Genomic DNA, 23,036 nt, shown 5'->3' on the forward strand with positions numbered 1-23,036 from the left:
ACTCCTTCCGATCTGTAACCCGCCAGACTGTTTTCCCTCCATCAAGTATAATAAAAAAAAGTGCTTTATTCAATGAAATTTTCGTGTTATGATGAGGAAAACTATATTGATCTTTAGCAGGAGTTATTATTTATGGAAGAAATGCAAAATCAGCCTGTGCAGGAGCCGGGCAAAACTTATTCCGCTAAAAGCAACAGCTTTACCATATTATCTCTCTGCTTTGGTATGATCGCGATCGCAACCTGCTCCATGTTTTTCATTGCATTGCCGGCGGGCGGTCTCAGTATTTTATTTGCCATCCTTTCCAAAGGACGGGAGCGCAAAATGCAGGCGATCTGCAAGGCAGGCATCATCACTTCGGTAATCGGGATCTTCCTGTCTGTCATCATCACAGGAGCAGCATGTTATATGATGTTCTCCAATCCGGATTACAGACAGCAGCTTAACGATATGTCACAGCAGATGTACGGTGAAACCTTTGACGATATGCTGAAAGAAAGGGGACTGGATCTATGAGTATGACGATCGGTGCTTTTCAGCCATATGGCGGTTATTACGGAATACAGACACAGACAGGCTCTGTGAAAAATCCCGGTGAGTCTGAGGTAACTGCGCCCGGGCGTAAATCCTCCCCTGCAGAGTGTGAAACCTGCAAGGAGCGTAAGTACCAGGACGGATCCGACGAGATGGTATCCTTTAAATCCGCCTCACATATTTCGCCTTCCGCTTCCGCATCGGCTGTTCGCGCGCATGAACAGGAGCATGTCTCCAATGCGTTTAAAAAGGCCGCTACGGATGGTGGCAAAGTGCTGCAGGCAAGTGTCAGTCTCAGGACTGCCATCTGCCCGGAATGCGGTACAAGCTATATTGCCGGTGGCGAAACCACCACCAAAATTTCCTACACAAATGAGGAAAATCCATATCAAAAACAGAAAAAGATCCAGGACAGCCTGCGTTATACAGGGCAGAATCTTGATCTTGCCTGCTAATTACGTTGGGAGACAATTCAGAAATGAAACAGATAAAATCTTCTGCTGCTTTAAAGGCAGATGCCAGACAGCAGCTTCTCGGGAAATATAAGACAGTGATCCTTGCCTATCTGATCATGCAGTTTTTCTTATCCGGCTGCATGACCTTTGCACAGGCACAGGTCAATTTAAACACAGGTGCAGGCATGGGCATTTATTACCTGATCTATTTTATCCTGCTGTTATTGTCCGCGATCTTCATCACCGGACAGAACCAGCTTTATAAAAACATTGCCCGTGGTCTTCCCTATTATGTCAAAGATATGTGGACAGGCTTTCACGGACTGGCAGACCATGCGATCCTTGTACATCTGATCATCTTTGGTCTGTGTCTTCTGACAGGCATTCCGTTTATCCTGTCATGCCTGCTTATGGCGTATACCAAAAACTATTACCTGTCCCTGCTCGTTGCAGCAACCGGCATCTTCTTTCTTGTGATGTCAATCCTTTTGTCGATCTGGTATTCGCAGGCTCTTTACCTGATCACGGATTACCCGGATGAATCAGCACTGCAGCTTTTAAAGCACAGCAGAGCCTTAATGAAAGGACACGCCGGCAGTTATTTCTACCTGCTGGTCAGCTTTATCGGGATCTGGCTTCTCGTTGTACTGACGTTTGGGATCGGTATCCTTTGGGCGTATCCTTATTTTACAGCAACTAAGACCAATTATTATCTGGAGCTGACAGCTCCAAAGCCGGAAGAGATCTAAAGCCATGCTTTTTCAAGCAGTCCCATTCCTTCTTCTATCTCGGAGAGGGAAAGGGAGGCATAACCAAGCATGACCCGATGGGTCTCTTTTTTTATGATCTGATAATCGGAGAGCCCATACACTCTGCAGCCCTGCTGCTGTGCTTTCCGTATCAGCTGCCGCTCCGTCACTGCTTCATCCTTTGGCATAAGCAGCATATGCAGTCCCGCCTCTTCGCCCGTGATCGTAAAAAGGTCACGGAACGGTTCCAGACATTCCAGCATTTTTTCCTGTTTCTGACGATATACCTTTCTCATTTTATTCAGATACCGTTCAAAATATCCTTCTGCAATAAACCTGTTCAAAACTGCCTGATCGATCCGTGATACGGTAGAAGACAAAAAGCTGCAGTTCTGCTCGTAAAGCGTCAGAAGCCGTCTGGGAAGCACCAGATAACTGACACGGATCGCGGGGGCGATCGACTTGGAAAAGGTCCCCATATAAATGACTTTCTCCTGCTGATCTAAAGACTGCAGGGCAGGGATCGGTTTTCCCTTATATCGGAACTCACTGTCATAATCGTCCTCGATCAGGTATCTGTTTTCCTTCTCCTTTGCCCATGCAAGCAGCTCCAGCCGTCTTCCCACAGGCATCACGGCTCCGGTCGGAAACTGGTGCGCAGGCATCACATAGGCAAGATCCGCCTCTGTCTGTTCCAACGCAGCAGCGCGCATTCCTTTTTCATCCATATCAGTCACACAGATCCGGTAAGCATTACTGCAGAAAATCCGGTAGGCACGCAGATATGTTTCATTTTCCATTGCAACTGTCCGCATCTCTCCAAACAGCTTTTGCAGCAACAGCAGCAGATAATCATTTCCCGCACCGATGATGATCTGTTCCGGACTGCAATTAACGCCGCGGGAAGCATGCAGATAATGTGCGATCGTCCGGCGCAGTCTTTCATCGCCTTTGGGATTCCCTTTACGCAGTACGTTTTCCTGTTCATCCAGAAGCACCTGCCTGTGGATTCTCTTCCATGTGGAAAACGGAAAATAAGACATATCGATCGTATTCGGCGAAAAATCGCAGAGAAAGCTGTCATCCGTCTGCTGTCTTTGTGTCTCTTTCTGTTCCTCTTCCTGTATTCCGTCGCTCTCCCGGCTGATATGGTACAAATCTTCCACATGGCTGACAAAATATCCCTGACAGGGTTTTGCTTCCAAATATCCCTCAGAGACAAGCTGTCCATATGCCAGATCCACGGTCGATCTTGAAATCTGGAGCTGCTGTGCCAATAAACGAGCAGAGGGAAGCCGCTCTCCATAGCGCAGCTTCCCTTCTCTGATTTCTTTTTTGATATGATCATATATCTGTTCATATAAATGTTTTTTATTGTCCGGATCTAATACGATCAGCAGATTATCCATTTTTCTGTTCCTTCATTTTTTTCCTCAAATCGTCCTTCAGATCTCTTGCTCTGTCTTTGATCCGTTTATTTGCAGCCGGCGATACCAGAATACCGGATAAAAGCTTTGCTGCCACATCATAGTGTTCAAATTCCATAGACAGCACTGCGATCAGATAATCTACCGTCAGCTCATCCATGCCACAGATTGGAAAAGCTTCCGACTGTCTTGCTGCCAGGAAACCTTCCAGCGCGCTCTGACGATATTCCCGCTCTTCCTGCAAAAGTTCCGGCTTTGGATCCGTCTCTGCTGTCTCTTCCAGCATACCATGCAGAAGCCAGGATGATTTCAGACAGATATAAGCCTTCTCACTTGCTTTTGCCTTCTTGACGATCGCATTTGCCAGCGTCAGCTTATAACGTTCCAGTGCCTGCTCATACGTATAGATCTCACCGTCCATCTGCACCGGCTTATAATGGGCACAGATTCCCGCGCGGATCATTTTTGCCTGCATGCTGGATGTCAGCTCATAGTAGCGGCCAAGTGCTGCATAGCCACAATGCGGACAAACGATCGGATCATATTTGACCACATCGATCCCTTCATATCTCGGGCGCAGATCCTGATCTGTTCCCAGCCTTCTCGCCTTACCTGCACGGATCGTCTTGGATTTAAATTCTGCCTCGCAGATCGGGCAGACATATTTTTTATCAAACAATATATCTGCTTCTTTTATTACAGGAGCATCTGTATCCTTTTTGATATCTTTTGGATCCGGCTTCTCATATAAAGAAGCATTTTCCAATTCCCCCAGTCCAAATTGTTTCAGCCCCGATAAGATACCCATTTTTGTCCTCCTCCATTACGCCTTTGGCAGCTTGAAGGAGCTCTTCAGAGAAACAATTCTGTTAAATACCAGCGCATCTTCTTTGGAATCTTTATAGTCCACACAGAAGAAACCGTTTCTTACGAACTGGAAACTCTCGTAAGCTTTTGCGCCTGCGATCGCCGGTTCTATATAGCAGTCTTTCAGGACAGTCAGCGAATTCGGATTCAGATTCAGACTGCCGTCTTCCTTGTTGTAAACACCCTTCTCTTCATCTACCAGGTTTTCATATAAACGCACCTCTGCTTTTACTGCTTCCTTTGCAGGAACCCAGTGAATGGTGCCTTTTACTTTACGTTCTGTGAAACCGGAACCCGCCTTTGTCGCAGGATCATAGGTACAATGTACTACTGTTACCTTTCCGTTTTCATCCTTTTCAAAGCTTGTGCATTTTACAAAATATGCATGCATCAGTCTGACTTCATTGCCCGGGAACAGGCGGAAATATTTCTTCGGCGGTTCTTCCATGAAGTCATCCCGTTCGATATATAATTCTCTGCCAAACGGTACCTGATGCGAACCAAGCTCCGGATTTTCCATGTTATTGGCAGCTTCCAGCATTTCTGTCTGACCTTCCGGATAGTTGTCGATAACTAACTTAATCGGATCAAGCACAGCCATCATACGCGGACGTTTCAGCTTCAGATCTTCTCTGACACAATACTCCAGCATTGCATATTCTGCTGATGAGTTAGCCTTAGACACACCACAGAGCTCTACGAACTTCTTAATGGACTCCGGTGTAAAGCCTCGTCTTCTGAGTGCTGCGATCGATACCAGACGCGGATCATCCCAGCCATCTACGATCTTATCTTCTACCAGCTTCTTGATGTAACGCTTACCGGTCACAACATTTGTCAGATACATCTTTGCAAATTCGATCTGTCTCGGTGGATGCGGATACTCCAGCTCCCTGACAACCCAGTCATATAATGGACGGTGATCTTCAAATTCCAGTGTACAGATAGAATGTGTGATTCCTTCGATCGCATCTTCGATCGGATGTGCAAAATCGTACATCGGATAGATGCACCATTTATCGCCTGTATTATGGTGTGTCATATGTGCCACACGATACAGGATCGGATCACGCATATTGATATTCGGAGATGCCATATCGATATGGGCACGCAGTACCTTTGCACCATCCTCATACATACCGTTTTTCATATTTTCAAACAGTTCCAGATTTTCTTCAATACTTCTGTCACTGTATGGATCTTTCTTACCCGGCTCTGTCAGTGTGCCTCTGTAAGCACGGATCTCATCCGCACTCAGATCGGAAACATATGCTTTGCCCTTTTTGATCAGTTTTACTGCGCCTTCATACATCTGATCGAAATAATCGGATGCAAAGAAGAGACGGTCTTCCCAGTCAGCCCCGAGCCATTTGATATCAGCTTTGATAGACTCTACGAATTCTGACTTTTCTTTTGTCGGATTGGTATCATCAAAACGCATATTGAACTTTCCGCCGTATTCCTGTGCCAGTCCGTAGTTCAAAAGAATACTCTTGGCATGTCCGATATGCAGATATCCGTTCGGTTCCGGTGGAAATCTGGTGTGTACCGTATCATAAACGCCCTCTGCCAGATCTTTATCAATTTCCTGTTCAATAAAATTTCTGGAAACAACTTCTTTTTCTTCTGTCTTTTCTGTCATCTCGTTATTTTCCATAAAGCTCCTCCTCGTGTCAAATCCTCTGCCGCTTTTCTTTTGTCATTTCTCCTTATGATAGCATAAATGCGGCTTAAATTAAATATATTTCTCGTCAAAATCTTTACGCGTCATCGGGCGGTCAAAATAGTAACCCTGCACCAGCCGCACCTTCATGCCCTCCAGTACCTTGTACTGCTCTCTTGTTTCAATTCCCTCGATACAGATACTGACACCGATCGCACCTGCCAGCTCCGCAACCATCTTGATAAACGACTGAGAATAAGAGTCCTCCGTCAGATCCGATACAAAGCTCTGATCCACCTTGATCACATCCAATGGGATCTCCCGGATATGGTTCAGGGAAGAATAGCCTGTTCCGAAATCATCCAGCGCGATCCGCGCGCCCAGACCTCTGATCTGATTCAGGATCTTTTTCATACGCTCCATATCATTGATTGCAAGACTTTCCGTTACTTCCAGCGTCAGATTGTGTGGATCAATCCCAGACTGGCGAATCGTTTCTTCTATGGTTTCTACAATATCCGTCTGCAAAAGCTGCACGACAGACAGATTGACATTGACCTTAAACTCAGGATGTCCGTGTGTATTCCAGTATTTGCATGCCTTGCATGCTTCCTTCATGACATGGTTTCCGATCGGATTGATCAGTCCGAGATACTCTGCCAGCGGAATAAAATCGGATGGCGGAATAAAGCCGAGCGTTGCGGAATTCCATCTGACCAGTGCCTCCGCACCCACACATGGCGTTCCTTCCTTCTGGATATCAATGATCGGCTGATAATAAACCTCAAACTCTCTGTAATCACCTGCTGTCGCATCACGCATATTTTTTTCCATATCCAATCGTTTATTGGAAATGGAACTGATATTATCGGAATATACCGCCACTCTGTTTTTGCCACTCTTTTTGGCTTCATACATAGCGATATCCGCTTTCTTGATCAGATCCTGCACGCTGCTGCCATCCTCCGGGAAATAGCAGATACCCATACTCATTGTACAGTAATAATCCGCATTTTTTAAGAACCATGGTTTGGAGAAGATTGCCTTGATCTCTTCCACAATTCCGTCAAACCTTGTAATGCTTTCCGGCGGTACGACAATGACAAATTCATCACCGCCCATACGGTAGCACGTATTATGTATCTCAGGGATCCGCTGCAGGCTGTGGGAAATGGACTTCAGCAGCACATCTCCGTACTGATGCCCCAGACCGTCATTGATATGCTTGAAATCATCCAGATCCAGATAAAGCAGTCCGCCCCGTCCACTATCAGCCTCTGCTTTTTCAATATACTGCGCCAGATCCCGTTCACAACACATACGGTTATACAATCCTGTCAGGAAATCTGTGTATGCCTGCTGCTCGATCTTGCGCTGGTACAGCTTTTTATCTGTAATATCATATAATGCACTGAAAGATACTTTTCTGCCATCTACCCAGTCAATCTCTGTCTGATGCAGATCGTACCAGTGCTTTCTGGAAGGATGCTTCAGTTCATAATAACCATTCTTCACAAGAGCACTTTCTGCCTGCTCCAGCAATCTGTTGATCGTACCCTTTTTCAGTTCCTGTTCAAATTCGTGCTGCATCAGATCATTACAAAACAGCACCTGTCCGGTTTCTTTATCTCTTACGTAAATACAACTCCCCACTGTATTTAAAATCTGTGTCAGAGACTGATAGGAACTTACAATAGAATTACGGGCGATCCTGTTATCCAGTATACTCTGCAGCACCTTTGCCATATCTGTCGTATACCGGATCTCCTCAGCCGACCATTTATGCTCCTGCCTTGCCATAAGCACGCAGAGATACATACTGATCGTGCCACGGATACTGATCGGAACCGTGATCAGAGAACTGATCTTTGCCTCTTTCAAAAATACCGCTGTCTGTCCATCTGCCTCCTCAGCACCGGATATGATCACCGCTTCACTGCCACATACCGGTTCCGGTTTCATTGTTTCTCCGCATGCTGCCTGTAAGAGAGACGGATATGCGGAAGTCTCAGCTATAACAGAATACATTTTCCCATCTTTGGAAAGTTTCAACAACTGCATATTGCTGACTGTCAGCTTTTCCTGCATCAGCTGCAACAACTGTCCTGCCAGCTGTTCAAATGGGCTTCGGTCCAGAAGAAGCTTTACGATCCTGCCAAGTCCCCATTTTTCTGCCTGTTCTTTTTCCTCTTCTGTCAGCCACATGCGAAGCAGGTCAAGTGCCTGTGTAAATGCACTCTCGCTTGTCACATGCAGGAAACCGTCCGCATAATGCCCTCTCTTTGTGAATTCCTTTTCTAAAACGCAATAAGCAAGCCAACACATAGTTGGCTTGCCTTCCTTTCTTACCGTAACAGCTGCTGTCTTAACATTCTCGTAAGATGTGTCTTCTATGATCTGGTCTTCCAGAGATGAACTGCACAGTCTGTTATACAATGCTTCTATATTTTCTTTACCGATCAGCTGAAGTAATCGTTCTCCTTCTTTCGGTTCACCTGACAGCTTTGTAACAGCGTTTCCGTCCGCATCAACACAGTACAGATATATTCCTGCAAGTTCTGCTATCCCATCCTGTATTTTCTGTAACTTTTCACGATCAAATGCCTGCATGAACCTAACCTCACCTTACATTGTTCTTTTGGCACTTTCTACTGTTCTACGCTGTAGTTTGGTGCCTCTTTTGTAATATGAATATCATGTGGATGACTTTCCTTTAAGGCTGCTGCGGAAATCTTCACAAATCTGCCTCTCTCCTGCAGTTCAGGGATAGAAGGTGTACCACAATATCCCATACCGGAACGGATACCACCAACTAACTGGAATACAGTATCTTCTACACTTCCCTTATATGCTACACGACCTTCCACACCTTCCGGTACCAGTTTCTTTGCATCTGACTGGAAGTAACGGTCTTTGCTTCCGTTTTCCATTGCTGCAATAGAACCCATACCACGGTATACTTTATATTTTCTGCCCTGGAATAGTTCAAAAGTACCAGGCGCTTCGTCACATCCTGCAAAAATACTACCCATCATGCAGACACTGCCGCCTGCTGCAAGGGCTTTTGTCATATCGCCTGAATACTTGATACCACCGTCTGCAATGATCGGAATACCATATTCTTTTGCTACGGAATATGCATCCATGATCGCTGTGATCTGCGGTACACCAATACCGGATACAATTCTGGTTGTACAGATGGAACCAGGTCCGATACCAACCTTTACCGCATCTGCGCCGGCTTCGATCAGAGCCTTTGTGCCTTCTGCTGTTGCAACATTACCTGCAATAACCGGCAGATCCGGATAATTTTCCTTGATCATACGCAGACATCTGAGTACGTTTTCTGAATGTCCGTGTGCACTGTCAAGAACAACTACATCAACCTTGGATTCAACAAGTGCTGCCACTCTGTCAAGTACATTTGCTGTGATACCGACACCGGCACCGCAAAGCAGTCTGCCCTGTTTATCCTTTGCTGCAAGAGGATATTTGATTGTTTTCTCAATATCCTTAATTGTAATAAGACCTTTCAGATTAAAATCATCATCTACGATCGGAAGCTTTTCTTTTCTTGCCTTTGCAAGAATTGCCTTTGCCTCTTCCAATGTAATGCCTTCCTTTGCTGTAACCAGCCCTTCGGAAGTCATGGATTCTTTGATCTTTTTACTAAAATCCGTTTCAAATTTCAGATCACGGTTTGTGATGATACCAACAAGTTTACGTCCCTCCGTGATCGGAACACCGGAAATACGGAACTTCGCCATCAGCTCGTCTGCATCTTTCAATGTATGCTCAGGAGTCAGAGAAAATGGATCTGTAATGACACCGTTTTCAGAACGTTTTACCTTGTCAACTTCTTCAGCCTGTGCCTCGATCGACATATTTTTATGGATGATTCCGATACCACCCTGTCTGGCCATTGCGATTGCCATACGATGCTCTGTTACTGTGTCCATACCTGCACTCATCATCGGAATGTTCAATCTGATCGTCTTTGTCAGATTCGTACTTAAATCTACCTGATTTGGGATTACCTGAGAGTAACCCGGTACTAAAAGAACATCGTCAAATGTAATGCCGTCACCAATAATCTGTGCCATTTTTCTTTTCCTCCATGATCTTGTGTTAGTTTTTTCTTATCGGCAAGTTTATCAAACTTGAATCGCTTCGTCAATCCCGGAAAGTAACACGGGGTGCCACCTTGCTGATCTGCTCAAAGAGTTCATCATTTACTTCAAGCAAAACCTTTTGCAGCTGATTATTTACTTTAATGATCAGGGCGTATGGACTGCTGTCCTTTTCCCCTGTGGAATAATCTACTGTTTTGATATCATTTCTGCCCTGATATGCAGCCATTCTGCCTGATGAAGCAGGCGCAAACAGTTCCATTGTTGTCAGGTCATATTCTGCCACTGTCTTTCTTCTGGACTGATTCTGGATCCTGTCGATCGTCAGATGCTTGTCCAGATACAGATATTCATATTCTATTATTTTGTTGAAATTTACCAGATATGCCAGTCCCAACAAGATTGCACCGACTAAAAACAGTACAATGCTTCCGGTCAGTAAAAACGCTGCGAGAAGTGCAAGCACTCCTGCCACGATCAGAAGATTACGAAGAAGCACCGGCAAAATGCTGTGTTTTCTTCTTATCAGTAATTCTACGTAAGTATCATTCATTTTTATCACCTGCTGTTTTATTTTCGTTCTCTTTTATATTAGTACAAAAAAGACTGAAAAGCTATAGGAAATTATAAAGAATCTGTATTCCAGTCATGAAAAGATTGTGAAATATCAGTCTGCTTCGTTGACACTTTAAATGGCTGCAAGTATCATAAGAAGGATGAAAATGGTTAAATCGCAGCAAGTCCTGCTGCATAGAAGGAGACGATAGCTTATGATGAAAGATGAGATCCGCGCCCAGAAGGAACGGGTAAAACAAATGTCCCACTGGGAACGATTTAAATATTTCTGGTATTACCAGTGGAAATGGGTTGCGCTTGCAGTTGCAGTCATCGCCTTTCTCTGCTACCTTGGGCTTACGCTCTACAAAAATTCATTTGAGGAATATGTCTATGTCGCGCTCGTCAACTGTGATATTACAAAATCACAGCAGAGTCAGGAGCTTATGGAAGGCTACGCCGAAAGCAGAAATGTGGATACCTCCCAGACGCCTGTCTCCATCAACACCAAGCTGTCTATCCCCGAAGAAGCAACCGGATCACTCTCCGTCGCCAATTCACAGACACTGCAGGCTTATATCGAAACAGGTGATTATGATGTGCTGATCGGCAATACATGGATCATAGATGATTTCGCTTCGCAGGGTTACCTGTGCGATCTGAAAGCACAGCTTCCTGCGGATCTATACGAAAAGGTCAAAGACCGGCTTTATGAGTTTACCTATGACAATGGTAAAACATATGCCATCGGCTTTTATGCAGACGATCTGCCTGCGATCACATCCCTATATACAAAAGATTCGCGCCCGATCATCGCACTGCCGGCGTCTTCCAAGTCGCTGGATGTGGGAATTGATTTTATCCGGTATCTGTATGAACTGGCGGAATCGTAAATGATAATATGTATAATATAAAATCCCGGGAATGTATCTACGCAATCACGTTTGACTACCCTGCGATTTGCTTAACGCATATTTTGCATGGGCTCCAGCCACTCGAACCTCTGTGCATGTAAAATCGGCTTTGCCGATGCACAGAGGCTGCATAACGGATTTACATGGTAAATCCGTTACATTTACCCAAAAGCGTGGTGGTCTCTCCGCCCAGCAAATGCGAAGCAAATCTCGGTCGTCTACACTATCGATTGCTTAGATACATCCCCGGGATTTTTCATTTATATTTATTATTTTTCTATTTTGAAGTTACAATAGTTCCTTCAGGACCTTATTTACCATGCCCGGATCGGCTTTGCCGTGCATTGCCTTCATCGTCTGTCCGACAAGGAATCCGATCGCCTTTTCTTTTCCGTTGTGATAATCTTCGACTGACTGCGGGTTAGCTGTGATCACATCTTCGATCGTCTTGCGGAGTGCGCCTTCATCATTGACGGTTTTCAGTCCGTTTTCTTCCACATATTTTTCCGGGTCGATGTCTTCTGCAAACATCTTTTCAAAAACAGTCTTTGCCACGCTGGAGTTGATAGCTTTATCATCTACAAGCTTGATCAGGGAAGCTAAATGCTCCGGTGAGAAACGAATGTCCTCAGGATCCATGCTGTTCTCCTTCAAAAGCTGCATTGTCTGTACCATCAGCCAGTTGCTGACCTTCTTCGGCTGGTTGCAGATCGCGGTTGTTTCTTCAAACAGATCCGCCATTTTCTTGGTGCCTGTCAGGATCTCGATATCATAGTCCGGCAGATCAAATTCTTCTTTATAACGCTGCATCTTCTCCGGTCTGAATTCCGGTTCCTCTGCTTTGATCTGTGCAAGCCATTCATCCGAAACAACGATCGGTGTCAGGTCTGGATCCGGGAAATAACGGTAATCCTGTGCATCTTCTTTGCTTCGCATTGCATAAGACTCACCCTTTGTATCATCCCAGCGTCTTGTTTCCTGTACGACCGCCTTGCCTGCTTCGATCAGGTCGATCTGTCTTGCCTGCTCACCTTCAATGGCATGCGCGATCGCTTTAAAGGAGTTCAGGTTCTTCATTTCTGTACGAGTTCCGAATTCCTTCTGTCCGACTTCCCGTACGGAAAGGTTGACATCTGCACGCATACTGCCTTCCTGCAGCTTGCAGTCGGAAGCACCGAGATACTGGATCAGCATACGCAGCTTTTCCAGGTAAGCAATGACTTCCTCTGCACTGCGCATATCCGGTTCGGATACGATCTCGATCAACGGAACACCGGAACGGTTATAATCTACCAGTGTGCAGTCTTCCCACTCATCATGGATCAGCTTTCCTGCATCCTCCTCCATATGGATCTCATGGATTCCTACCTTCTTGCTGCCTGCTTCTGTTTCAATCTCCACATACCCGTTACGGCAGATCGGCAGATACAACTGGGAAATCTGATAGTTCTGCGGGTTATCCGGGTAGAAATAGTTTTTCCGGTCAAATTTGGCATATCTTGTGATGTCGCAGTTCATTGCCATACCGACTGCAACCGCGTATTTTAATACCTGCTTATTTAAAACGGGCAGAGAACCCGGCATTCCGCTGCAGACAGGACACACATGGGTATTCGGTGCACCACCGAAAGCAGTGGAACAGCCACAGAAAATTTTTGTTTTGGTCGCCAGCTCTACATGAACCTCCAGACCAATGACGGTTTCATATTGCTTTGCCATTTATGCGTCCTCCCTTCCGAATTTACCTCTTGCCTGCTCATAAGTATAGGCAGCCTGGATCAGCTTCTTCTCTGCGAAGCAATCTCCGATCAACTGCAGACCGATCGGCAGTCCCTGTGCATCTGTTCCGCACGGAACACTGATGCCCGGCAGTCCTGCAAGGTTGACTGAGATCGTATAAATATCGCCTAGATACATCTTGATCGGATCGGAAAGACTCTGTCCGAGCTTTGGTGCTGTTGTTGGTGCAACAGGGCCAAGGATCATGTCATATTTTGCAAAGGCCTCATCAAACGCCTTTTTGATCAGTGCTTTTACCTTTAATGCTTTCAGATAGTATGCGTCATAATAACCGGAGCTGAGAACGAACGAACCAAGCATGATTCTTCTCTTGACTTCCGCTCCGAAACCTTCCGAACGTGTCTGCTTGTACATGGCATGCAGTTCCTCTGCGGATTCTGTACGATATCCGTATTTCACGCCGTCGAATCGTTCCAGATTGGAGCTTGCTTCCGCATCTGCGATCGTATAATAGGTTGGGATCGCATATTTCACAAGTGCCAGATCAAACTCCTCGATGATCGCACCCTTTTCTTTCAAAAGGTTAGCTGCTGCTAATACTTTTTCTTTGACTTCAGGATCCAGGCCTTCGCTGAAATAATCTTTTGGAATACCGATCCTCATTCCCTTGACATCATTTACCAGTGCTTTTGTAAAATCTGTATCTTCTCTTTTCTGGCTGGTAGAATCTTTTTCATCATAGCTTGCAATGGCTTCCAGAATAGTCGCACAGTCTGTTACATCCTTTGCCAGTGGTCCAATCTGATCCAGAGAAGAACCATAGGCGATCAGTCCGTAACGGGATACGGTTCCGTAAGTTGGTTTCATACCGACAACGCCGCAGTAGGAAGCCGGCTGACGGATGGATCCGCCTGTATCGGAACCAAGTGCAAAGAAGCATTCATCCGCTGCTACCGCTGCTGCAGAACCACCGGAAGAACCTCCCGGTACATGCTCTGTATTCCATGGATTCTTCGTTGCACCATAAGCAGAAGTTTCTGTTGTGGAACCCATGGCAAACTCATCCATGTTCGTTTTACCGATCACAACTGCCCCTGCTTTCTGCAGATTCAGAACTGCCTCGGAAGAGTAAGTCGGGATAAAGTTGCCAAGGATCTTGGAAGAACAGGTTGTCAGCATACCTTCTGTGCACATATTATCCTTGATCGCAACCGGAACACCTGCAAGCGGTCCTGTCAGTTCTCCCTTTTCGATCCTCTCCTGTACCTCTTTTGCCTGTGCAAGTGCGCCTTCTTTATCTAATGTCACATAGCAGTGCAGATCTTCTTCCTTTTCTGCGATCTGCGCAAAAACAGCTTCTACCGCATCCACTGCCGTGAGCTCGCCTGCTTTGATCTTCGTGGAAAGCTCCACAGCCGTTAATTTTAAAATATCGTTCATTTCGGAGCCTCCTTAAAATGTTCTCGGTACCAGATACATACCGTCTTTTTCCTCTGGTGCATTTTTCAGCATGTTCTCACTGTCGTCTCCGTTTGTGACAACATCCTCACGGAATACATTACAAGTATCAAAAATATGACTCATCGGCTCTACGCCTTCTGTATCCAGTTCACCGAGCTGATCAATATAATCAAGCATATCTGCCATATCCTTTTTGGCCTGCTCCTTTTCCTCATCGGAAAGGGCAAGCTTTGCCAGAATGCCTACATATTCGATTGTTTCGTCACTGATCACGTTTGCCATCAGATTACCTCCACTCTTAATCTCTTACCTTGATGTGTACTTCACGAAGCTGCTGTTCTGTGACATCATTCGGTGCACCACACATCAGATCCTGTGCAGATCCGCTCATCGGGAATGCAATGACTTCACGGATATTTTCTTCATTGCGGAGCAGCATGATCATACGGTCTACACCAGGTGCCATACCTGCGTGCGGCGGTGCGCCGAACTGGAATGCGTTGTACAATGCGCCAAATTTGTTTTTCAGTGTTTCTTCATCATAGCCTGCAATTTCAAATGCCTTTACCATGATCTCCATATCGTGGTTACGGACAGCACCGGAAGAAAGCTCCACACCGTTACATACAATATCGTACTGATATGCCAGAATCGTAAGCGGATCCTGTGTTTTTAATGCTTCCAGTCCACCCTGTGGCATAGAGAACGGGTTGTGGGTAAAGCCGATCTGCTTTGTTTCTTCATCCAGCTCAAACATCGGGAAGTCGTTGATATAGCAGAATCGATAAGCGTTCTTCTCGATCAGGTCAAGCTTTTCACCAAGCTCGGTTCTGATCTGTCCAGCATAAAGGTTAGCACGTGCTTCCTTATCAGCGATAAAGAAAATGGTATCTCCGGCGGAAAGACCTGCCAATTCTTTCATTTCTACCTTCATATCGTCCGGAATGAATTTATCGATCGGTCCCTTGTAGCTCATGTCTTCCATTACCTCAAGGTAACCAAGTCCGCCCATTCCGATAGACTGTGCAAACTTCAGAAGCTTTTCATGGAAGCCCTTGGACATCTGCTGGTTTACTTTAATGGCTCTGACGGTTCTTCCCTTAAACGGCTTGAAAGTACATCTCTGGAAGAACTCTGTCACATCGATAATACGAAGCGGGTTACGAAGATCCGGTTTATCCGTACCAAACTCCAGCATAGCCTGTTTGTAGCTGATGATCGGATATGGTGCCTGTGTAACGGAATAGCCTTCCGGTGCAAATTTCTCAAAGGTAGCGGAGAGCACTTCTTCTCCGACTGCAAATACGTCTTCCTGTGTTGCAAAGCTCATTTCAAAATCGAGCTGATAAAATTCGCCCGGTGAACGGTCTGCTCTTGCATCCTCATCTCTGAAACACGGTGCGATCTGGAAATATTTATCAAAGCCGGATACCATCAGAAGCTGTTTATACTGCTGTGGTGCCTGTGGCAGTGCATAAAATTTACCTTTGTACTTTCTGCTCGGTACAATATAATCACGTGCACCTTCCGGTGAGGAAGCACACAGGATCGGTGTCTGGATCTCTAAAAATCCCATTTCTGTCATTTTCTGGCGCAGGAAGCTGATCACCTGACTACGGAAAATAATGTTGTCTTTTACCTTCTGGTTTCTCAGATCCAGATAACGATATTTTAAACGAAGATCTTCACGGATCTCCTTGGATGTCATGACTTCAAACGGAAGTGGTTTATATACCTTGCCAAGGATCTGGATCGTCTTTGCTTCCAGCTCGATCGTTCCTGTCGCGATCTTCGGGTTATAAGTTTCTTCATCACGCTTTTCGATAATACCGGTGATGGATACGCAATCCTCTTTTACAATACCGGTAAGCAGGGATGTATCACGCAGGACAACCTGCAGGACACCATACATATCCCTGAGATCGATAAAGGATACACCGCCGTGATCTCTGATGTTTTCTACCCATCCGCTGACCTTCAGGGTCTGACCAATTTGCTCTTCCGTGATGTCTTTTAAATAAACATCTCTGTACATGTTTGCTTTCATGTTGCTCCTCCTGTCTTTCCTTCTGTAGTGTCCCGGCCTTGATGTATCACACAACTAAAAAGTCCCGGGACAAATCATTGTCCCGGGACGGATATTCTAAATCCGCGGTACCACCCGCATTGAGAAGACTTCAGCCGAATACCTTTTCCTAGATCTTCTCCACTCTTCCACTTAACGCGTGTCACGTATTACCCTAGCTCTATATCCCGTTATAGAGGTTCGAATAATCTGCTCCGGAGTGTTCCCTTTATCAGTTCCCGCGCGGATGCTTTCAGTCGGTGGCATCACTTTCCTGTCGTTTTTCCTGACAAGAGTCTCCTTCTCTGCATTTCTTGGTTCAGATTTTAGCACCCTGAAAAATGGATTGCAAGTATTTTTTTCGATTCAGAGCGTTTTTCCTGTATGGTGCATCTTTTGTGCGTGATAGTGTTTATTTTCTCAATCAGCGTAAGCTTTGTTTATAACAGCAATTTTACAAACCGGATAATGTTCTCATGACTAAGTCCACATCCTTATTTTCCAGCTCCTGTATAATATGCAGATATGTTTTTTGTGTAGTTGTCATACTGGCGTGCCCCAGTCGTCTTGCAACACTGGCAATCGAAACACCTGCAAATAATAAAAGAGAAGCATGTGTATGTCTGAGACCATGGATTGAAATCACGGATATCCCGCACTCTCTGCAATGCCTTGAAAGGACATCATTAACTGTTGAATTATATATTTTGTCCTCCCCTACAAATATTGGCTTATCCTCGGGCAAATTTTTAACCAGTTCCGAAAACTTCACAACAATCTGCCAGTCTATTTGAATTTTCCTAACAGACGATTTATTTTTTGTAGGCAGAAATCCTCCCTCTCCTTTATAGTCCCATGTTTTGCTTACAGATAAAGTCTGTCTTGCAAAATCAAAGTCCGCCGGTGTAATTGCAAGTGCTTCCGAGAATCTCATTCCTGTTTTTGCAACCAATAATATAAACCAGTCCCAGTTGGGGTTCTCCCTAATATCCAGATGTGCAATTAACGTATGTAACTCAAATTGATTTAAATATTTTATCTTCTTTACTTTTGGTGTTTTTCCTTTGATGATGGCTTTTCTGGTCGGATCTCTGTCTATCAGCCCTTCATCCACCGCATCAAGAATGGCACCTTTCAACTGATGATGAAAATCAAGCGTCGTCTGTCTTTCATGCTCTTTTGCATAATCGTTAAGAAGTTGTTGATACACTGTCCTTGTTAAATCAGATACCTTCAGTCTGGGAACCAGTTTTTCAACCCATTTCTGCGTCATCAGATATTTTGCCATCGTCGCTTCTCTTATGGCGTCCTTCTTGTATACTTCAATCCACTGCTTATAATAATTACAAAATAATTCTGTTCCATCCATATCGTTTCGCATAAGCTACCTCCATTTTATTTGTGCTTACGCTGATATGAATAGTAAAGACTATTTTCTCCCGCAAATCAATGTGCCTAATTATTGATCAGAGGCTTTATTTCCTCATCCAGTGTTTTCTTTAATGCTGAAAGGAGCTGTGTATAATATTTGAACTTTGGTATTGCCTTCTCTTGCGCAGCCTTATATCCGGCAAAATCGGATGTTATCTTAATTGCATTTTCATTTGGGATTTCTCCATTTCTGTAATGAGTTGCCGCGTACATAACATCATCTTTAGACGCATACCATGTCAGGCAAAAATCCTTAACAATTTTCTCAATGCAATCCCGTTTCATATTTTCAACAATATTTAAAATTGACTGCCCCTTATATTTATCCTTGTCAAGCTCTATTTCATACACAAGGCTGTCCATGATATCAGCAACCTGAAAATTATCTTTCCGCAGATCCTCAATATATTGCTTCACTTCTTCAATCTGTTTCTTTCTTTGTTCCGGTGTTACTTCCGAATCATCATCAGGCGTTACGATATTCTGGATCAGATTGATAATATACTCATAATCTATTTTTGTATGACTGTATGCCATTAACTCATAATCCTGATCCACCTCCGGTGTATCCGAATCTGCCGGATCATCTGATTCTGACTGAATTTCTGCTTTCACATTAAAATAATGTCCCGCATAATCCTCATATTCATCTTCCGTAATGCCATAACTTTCCAACATACTGTCATCATACTGGGAAAACGCCTTCAGTTGTGCGAACAGCTTATCAAAATTCTGAAACATTTTTATAAATACAATCTTTTCTTTGCGTGACATCCCCGGAATTTCTGATGGCTTTTCTGCAGATGCACGAAGTGCCTTCAATGATTTCCGAAAAGCAGGTTCTATTTCTTTCCATTCAGCCACAAGTGCCGTTCCCGTGCTTCCCGCAGAATACAATTTCACAGCATTATCAACACTTTCCTTAAAGAGCTTCGGTGCCTGAAAAGTCACAATCTGTCCATATGCCTTATTTTTATCAAATATACGATTCGTCCTTGAAAACGCCTGTATCAAATCGTGCGGCCCCATTGGCTGTCTGTCAATAAACATAGTCGACATACATGGTGCATCAAAACCTGTCAGGAGACGATCTACCACAATAACAAGATCCAGTTGCTCGCTTCTACTTTTAAATTTGGAGTCTTTTCTTGCCAAACGCTTATTTAAATTACCATTATAAGCCTGTATCTGTGACAGATCATATTTCGTATTGAACATGCTATTATAATCATCTAATGACTCACGCATTTTCTGTTGGTTCAAATGGGAACTTTCGTCATTTTCTGTTACAGAATATGTAATCGCAAACTTAGGGAAATCCGGCAATACCTGTCTGATCCTCTCATCTATCTGTAGAGATGTCTCACCATTTTTCACTCTCTTCAGTAATTCATAATACTTCTGCGCTAATTGGATTGAACTGGTTGTTAACAGGCCCTCGTAAGTTTTTCCTTTACCATTTTGGAAGCCCAGCTTATGATAAGATTTATTCAAAATCACATCCAGCACTTTCAACATATGTGTTTCATTCTCGTAAATTCGGCTGTCCGTTTCGTCTACCATGTTTTTGGGTCCATCATGCTCTACCTGAAACCCTAATACAGCATTGTCTTTAATCGCATTTTGAATGGTATACTCATGCAGACGCTTTCCATATAATTCTTCTGTTGTCCGAGGCAAATCACCTAACTTCGGATATGGATTTTCTGCAAAACGAGGTGTTCCCGTAAATCCATACCACAAGGATTTTCCGAAAAATCTTTCCAGTTCCCTCTTCGTCCCCGGTGTTACAGCTCTATGACACTCGTCCACGACAAATGCAATTCGGAGATTTTTTATCTTTGTATACTCTGGTGTTCCTTCTTCCAATCTTTTGGTAATTAATCTTTGCAGTTTTTGTATTGTAGTAACAATTACCTGTCTGTCATCGGATTTCAGCTTTTTCTTAAGATCAGAAACATTGTCTGTCTCATCCACATCAATCAGATCATTATTTGCATATGCCTGAAATGCCATCGTTGTCTGTGTGTCCAGATCTTTTCTATCAATCAGGAAAATAGCCTTATCAATAGTAGGAATATCCATTAAAAGATTTCTGGTTGCCTTATAAGAAGTCAGCGTTTTTCCTGAACCGGTCGTATGCCACACATATCCCGACTTCCCTGTTTTAGATGCCTCCCTAATTGCTTCTATTGCATGAATCTGATAAGGTCGAAGTAATATCAGACGCTTTGCGTCCTCGTCCAGAACAGTATATCTTGCTATCATTTCATGTGCTGCCGGAATACGGAGTACACTTTTGGCAAATTCTAAGTAATCCGATACCGGATTGTTTTTTTCATCCAGCCACCCACTTACAAATTTAGGATTCAGTTCTGTGTCTCCCGCCGCGCTGAAGTATTTTGTATCAACTCCGTTACTGATTACAAACATCTGAACAGCCGAGAAAATACCTGTAAACTTTCCTTCTCCAATATATTTCTTAATCTGCCAGAAGCCATCCATATAGGAATGTTGTTTATTTTTCAATTCTATATGGATCATTGGCAACCCATTGATCATCAATGTCACATCAAATCTTCTATCCTGTGCTTTTGTTTCTTCATCATCCTTTAAAGCTCTATATTGATTTATAACCTGATATACACTGCTGCCACCTGCAATATGCTCATGATTCATAACGACAAGATGAAGTTTCTCAGTATCTCGCTGAACATGAACCATTACCTTGCCATTCTCACCAACAAGCCATTCCCCGGCTTTATAGAATGATGAAAACTGCAATTGATTCCTCACCTGTTCAAACTCTGCATCTGTCAGATGCTCTCCGTCCAGCCTGTCCTTATTATTCTGCTCCAGAATATATCGAAAATTATTCCATAAGTCGTCCTCTGTTTTCAGATCCGGCTGATAGATCCATTGGGACTCACCATAAACCAACTGATCAATTAATTTCTGTTCTATTACTGACTCAAGTTCTGCCATAAATTGTTATCCCCCTGTCATAAAGTACATTAATAGTTATATTTTTTCTCTTATTATATCATTTTGTGTGAATTTTGAGGTGTTTTTCACGTAAATAAGCTTACGATGGTGAAGAGTGATGAGGTGATCGAGATAATCAAAATATGCTCCGATCTTCTTCTGTTCTTCAATGTCTGGAACCAACAATTCTTGTTTATACAGTTCTTCCCAAACAATATTTTTTCTACAAATGCTTGCGCCCTCGGTCGATGCCCGCAGGAAAAAATTTTTGGTACTATCCCTTTTTACCCATGCTTGCATAAACAACGGATTGCAATCAACAAGTTCATAAACCTTGTAAGCAGGCGATATTATGCCATGTTCAAATCGTAAATTTACATTGCAATTTCCAAGATGTAAATTTTGTGCTGACAAAATCAAATCATTTTTTTTAACTTTTAAATACCCAACATTGGATGCCCCTCTAAAATGGCTAAACAATTCAGAATTAAGATACATACCATTTATAGCACAAGAAAGCAATGTGTCTTCATCCTCAACAGACGTCTTATTTTTCGTTTCATCTAACAAGCTTCCAAACTTACGCTGTTCCCAAGCGTTCATTCGATCATTTTATCAAGTTGAACACTCTCGCTGGTGAAGAGTGATGAGGTGGTCGAGACAATCAAAATATCCACCAATCTTACTCTGTTCCTCTTTTGAAAGTGGCACCACAAACTCCGAATTAGATATTAAGTTCCAATCTGCTCGTGGCATTTTTGAGCCTGATGACTGGTTTGCAATATTATCAAATTGCTTTGTTTGAATAAGGCGATAAAGAAAATTTTTGTCCATATTATTGGGCTTCAGCACCCACCAATCACCGACTGCAACCCCCTTAAAATCTGGGTTTAACCAGTTATGCAAGTATGGACGAAGCTTTCCATAAAGCACCTGGGAGCCATCAAACTTAATCCCAGATTTTACCGTTTCTTTTGAACAGATATCTTTATTTAACCGCCCTTCTTCTGTCACCACATCCTCATATTCTACACTTGGAATATCTGATGCAGATATACAAACATAAGACTCTCTTGTAGCGATATCACAGAACTTACGCTGTTCCCAAGTTTTATATTTGACAGTTTTGAATTTTCCACACTTACGATGTATCCAAGTTATTTTATCTTATTTCGAACCATCATCAATGCATATCCCAGAAGATTTTCTCCTCTCCACTGCGATATATCAAATCTCTTTTCGTCCTTCATTGACAGCCCAATCCCCCATATCCGATCATGCACCGCACACTCAGCCAATAACGCACCCCCCGTCTGCAACAGCCTTTCTTTGAGTTCCTCATTTTGCGAAAATTTTGCAACTAATCCTTCATACACTATTAATTGCCGCATCCCATTCCACACATTTTCATTATAACCGGACACCATGCGTCCTAGTTCCTTAATATGTGCAACATCATCAGTTTTCAGTATCTGTTCCGCTACTGCCTCATCCACAAAACAGATTGCTTTCCGATACATCATAAACTGCTCCATGGAAGAGAACATCCTTCCATCCACTTCAAATTTTGATACATACCAATTACTCAAAAAACCATTTTCTTCATCAGGATTATGAAAACACACAACTTTCATGACACCGCTCCCACTTTCTGCACCGCCAGATCTAAATCCAGATCATGAAGTCCTGCATATGCTTTTTGCAGAAAATCTACCGGTATCTTCCGAACGACTTCTGCACTAGGAAGATCATAATACCACTGATAATATGCATAAAACTCACCAATCCAATCCGGCATAAATCCGGTCATGGATTTCCCCGATTTCATATGATAATTTTCATTCTCAGTAAAATATCTCCACAGTTCTTCTGCATCCATTGTGTTCACATAAGCCTGTGCTTCATCAATATATCTTCTGGTTTTACTTGCCATGTATGCATTAATAAAATCCTCTGTATCTTTATCAGGGAAGGTCTCTGCCACATAGTCAAATAACTTGCCTTGGTTTTCAACGACCTCACCTAAATACGCATCCGAATATGCTCCCATACCCATTCAC

At 43.6% G+C, this 23,036-nt stretch carries 20 protein-coding genes; 4 read left to right on the forward strand and 16 right to left on the reverse strand.

Annotated elements, in window-relative coordinates; genetic code table 11:
- Positions 1–132 precede the first annotated feature (132 nt).
- From KQI22_RS03205 to KQI22_RS03215, 3 genes are read left to right on the forward strand one after another with little or no spacing between them, the layout of a single operon-like run.
- Complete coding sequence (locus KQI22_RS03205) at positions 133–516, forward strand: hypothetical protein (RefSeq protein WP_216550641.1); 384 nt, start codon at positions 133–135, stop codon at positions 514–516.
- Entirely contained in the window at positions 513–989 is a 477-nt protein-coding gene (locus tag KQI22_RS03210; protein WP_216550642.1) for a hypothetical protein, read from the forward strand. Before KQI22_RS03205 ends, KQI22_RS03210 begins: the two co-directional genes overlap by 4 nt.
- 23 nt (positions 990–1,012) lie before the next feature.
- A complete protein-coding gene (locus tag KQI22_RS03215) occupies positions 1,013–1,738 on the forward strand; it encodes a DUF975 family protein (RefSeq protein ID WP_216550643.1) in 726 nt (241 codons plus the stop codon).
- Here KQI22_RS03215 and pdxR read toward each other — a convergent pair.
- The 6 genes from pdxR to KQI22_RS03245 all read right to left on the reverse strand — a co-directional run bounded on the left by pdxR (position 1,735) and on the right by KQI22_RS03245 (position 10,378).
- The gene (pdxR, locus tag KQI22_RS03220; protein WP_216550644.1) at positions 1,735–3,147 is read right to left on the reverse strand and encodes a MocR-like pyridoxine biosynthesis transcription factor PdxR; all 1,413 of its coding nucleotides are present in this window, start codon (positions 3,145–3,147) and stop codon (positions 1,735–1,737) included. The two genes, KQI22_RS03215 and pdxR, sit on opposite strands and share 4 nt — an antisense overlap.
- Positions 3,140–3,973 (reverse strand): DUF2225 domain-containing protein, encoded by an 834-nt coding sequence (locus KQI22_RS03225; protein ID WP_216550645.1) that lies wholly within the window; start codon positions 3,971–3,973, stop codon positions 3,140–3,142. The genes pdxR and KQI22_RS03225 overlap by 8 nt, the downstream gene beginning before the upstream one ends.
- A 15-nt stretch (positions 3,974–3,988) precedes the next feature.
- Positions 3,989–5,689 (reverse strand): glutamine--tRNA ligase/YqeY domain fusion protein, encoded by a 1,701-nt coding sequence (locus KQI22_RS03230; RefSeq protein WP_253293487.1) that lies wholly within the window; start codon positions 5,687–5,689, stop codon positions 3,989–3,991.
- A gap of 78 nt (positions 5,690–5,767) precedes the next feature.
- Positions 5,768–8,305, reverse strand: a complete 2,538-nt coding sequence (locus KQI22_RS03235) for a sensor domain-containing phosphodiesterase (protein ID WP_253293488.1) — start codon at positions 8,303–8,305, stop codon at positions 5,768–5,770.
- 38 nt (positions 8,306–8,343) lie between these two features.
- Positions 8,344–9,798, reverse strand: a complete 1,455-nt coding sequence (gene guaB, locus KQI22_RS03240) for an IMP dehydrogenase (protein ID WP_216550646.1) — start codon at positions 9,796–9,798, stop codon at positions 8,344–8,346.
- A gap of 70 nt (positions 9,799–9,868) precedes the next feature.
- Positions 9,869–10,378: a DUF6106 family protein gene (locus tag KQI22_RS03245; RefSeq protein WP_216550647.1), complete on the reverse strand. Its 510-nt coding sequence runs from the start codon at positions 10,376–10,378 to the stop codon at positions 9,869–9,871.
- Between the two features lie 217 nt (positions 10,379–10,595).
- Between KQI22_RS03245 and KQI22_RS03250 the strand changes: the two genes are divergently transcribed.
- Positions 10,596–11,273, forward strand: a complete 678-nt coding sequence (locus KQI22_RS03250) for a hypothetical protein (RefSeq protein WP_216550648.1) — start codon at positions 10,596–10,598, stop codon at positions 11,271–11,273.
- Positions 11,274–11,582: 309 nt separating this feature from the next.
- On the opposite strand, the gene gatB is transcribed toward KQI22_RS03250, so the two are convergent.
- The 10 genes from gatB to KQI22_RS03300 all read right to left on the reverse strand — a co-directional run bounded on the left by gatB (position 11,583) and on the right by KQI22_RS03300 (position 23,026).
- Positions 11,583–13,013: an Asp-tRNA(Asn)/Glu-tRNA(Gln) amidotransferase subunit GatB gene (gatB, locus tag KQI22_RS03255; RefSeq protein WP_216550649.1), complete on the reverse strand. Its 1,431-nt coding sequence runs from the start codon at positions 13,011–13,013 to the stop codon at positions 11,583–11,585.
- Positions 13,014–14,474, reverse strand: coding sequence for an Asp-tRNA(Asn)/Glu-tRNA(Gln) amidotransferase subunit GatA (gene gatA / locus KQI22_RS03260; RefSeq protein ID WP_216550650.1), 1,461 nt, complete (start codon positions 14,472–14,474; stop codon positions 13,014–13,016).
- A 12-nt stretch (positions 14,475–14,486) separates the two neighbouring features.
- Positions 14,487–14,777 carry an Asp-tRNA(Asn)/Glu-tRNA(Gln) amidotransferase subunit GatC gene (gene gatC / locus KQI22_RS03265; protein ID WP_216550651.1) on the reverse strand — a complete coding sequence of 97 codons (291 nt, stop codon included), beginning with the start codon at positions 14,775–14,777 and terminating at the stop codon, positions 14,487–14,489.
- 16 nt (positions 14,778–14,793) lie between these two features.
- A complete protein-coding gene (gene aspS, locus KQI22_RS03270) occupies positions 14,794–16,542 on the reverse strand; it encodes an aspartate--tRNA ligase (RefSeq protein ID WP_253293489.1) in 1,749 nt (582 codons plus the stop codon).
- Positions 16,543–17,014: 472 nt separating this feature from the next.
- Positions 17,015–17,941, reverse strand: a complete 927-nt coding sequence (locus KQI22_RS03275; protein ID WP_216550652.1) for a site-specific integrase — start codon at positions 17,939–17,941, stop codon at positions 17,015–17,017.
- A gap of 74 nt (positions 17,942–18,015) precedes the next feature.
- Positions 18,016–20,976 (reverse strand): type I restriction endonuclease subunit R, encoded by a 2,961-nt coding sequence (locus KQI22_RS03280; RefSeq protein WP_216550653.1) that lies wholly within the window; start codon positions 20,974–20,976, stop codon positions 18,016–18,018.
- 36 nt (positions 20,977–21,012) lie between these two features.
- Positions 21,013–21,579: a hypothetical protein gene (locus KQI22_RS03285; protein ID WP_216550654.1), complete on the reverse strand. Its 567-nt coding sequence runs from the start codon at positions 21,577–21,579 to the stop codon at positions 21,013–21,015.
- A 12-nt stretch (positions 21,580–21,591) separates the two neighbouring features.
- Positions 21,592–21,990 (reverse strand): restriction endonuclease subunit S, encoded by a 399-nt coding sequence (locus tag KQI22_RS13780; protein WP_216550655.1) that lies wholly within the window; start codon positions 21,988–21,990, stop codon positions 21,592–21,594.
- A gap of 143 nt (positions 21,991–22,133) precedes the next feature.
- On the reverse strand, positions 22,134–22,610 hold the full coding sequence (locus KQI22_RS03295) for an NADAR family protein (protein WP_216550656.1): 477 nt from the start codon (positions 22,608–22,610) through the stop codon (positions 22,134–22,136).
- Positions 22,607–23,026, reverse strand: coding sequence for a hypothetical protein (locus tag KQI22_RS03300; protein ID WP_216550657.1), 420 nt, complete (start codon positions 23,024–23,026; stop codon positions 22,607–22,609). Before KQI22_RS03300 ends, KQI22_RS03295 begins: the two co-directional genes overlap by 4 nt.
- Between the last annotated feature and the right edge of the window lie 10 nt (positions 23,027–23,036).

The organism is Kineothrix sp. MSJ-39 (assembly GCF_018917935.1).
GTDB lineage: Bacteria > Bacillota > Clostridia > Lachnospirales > Lachnospiraceae > CAG-194.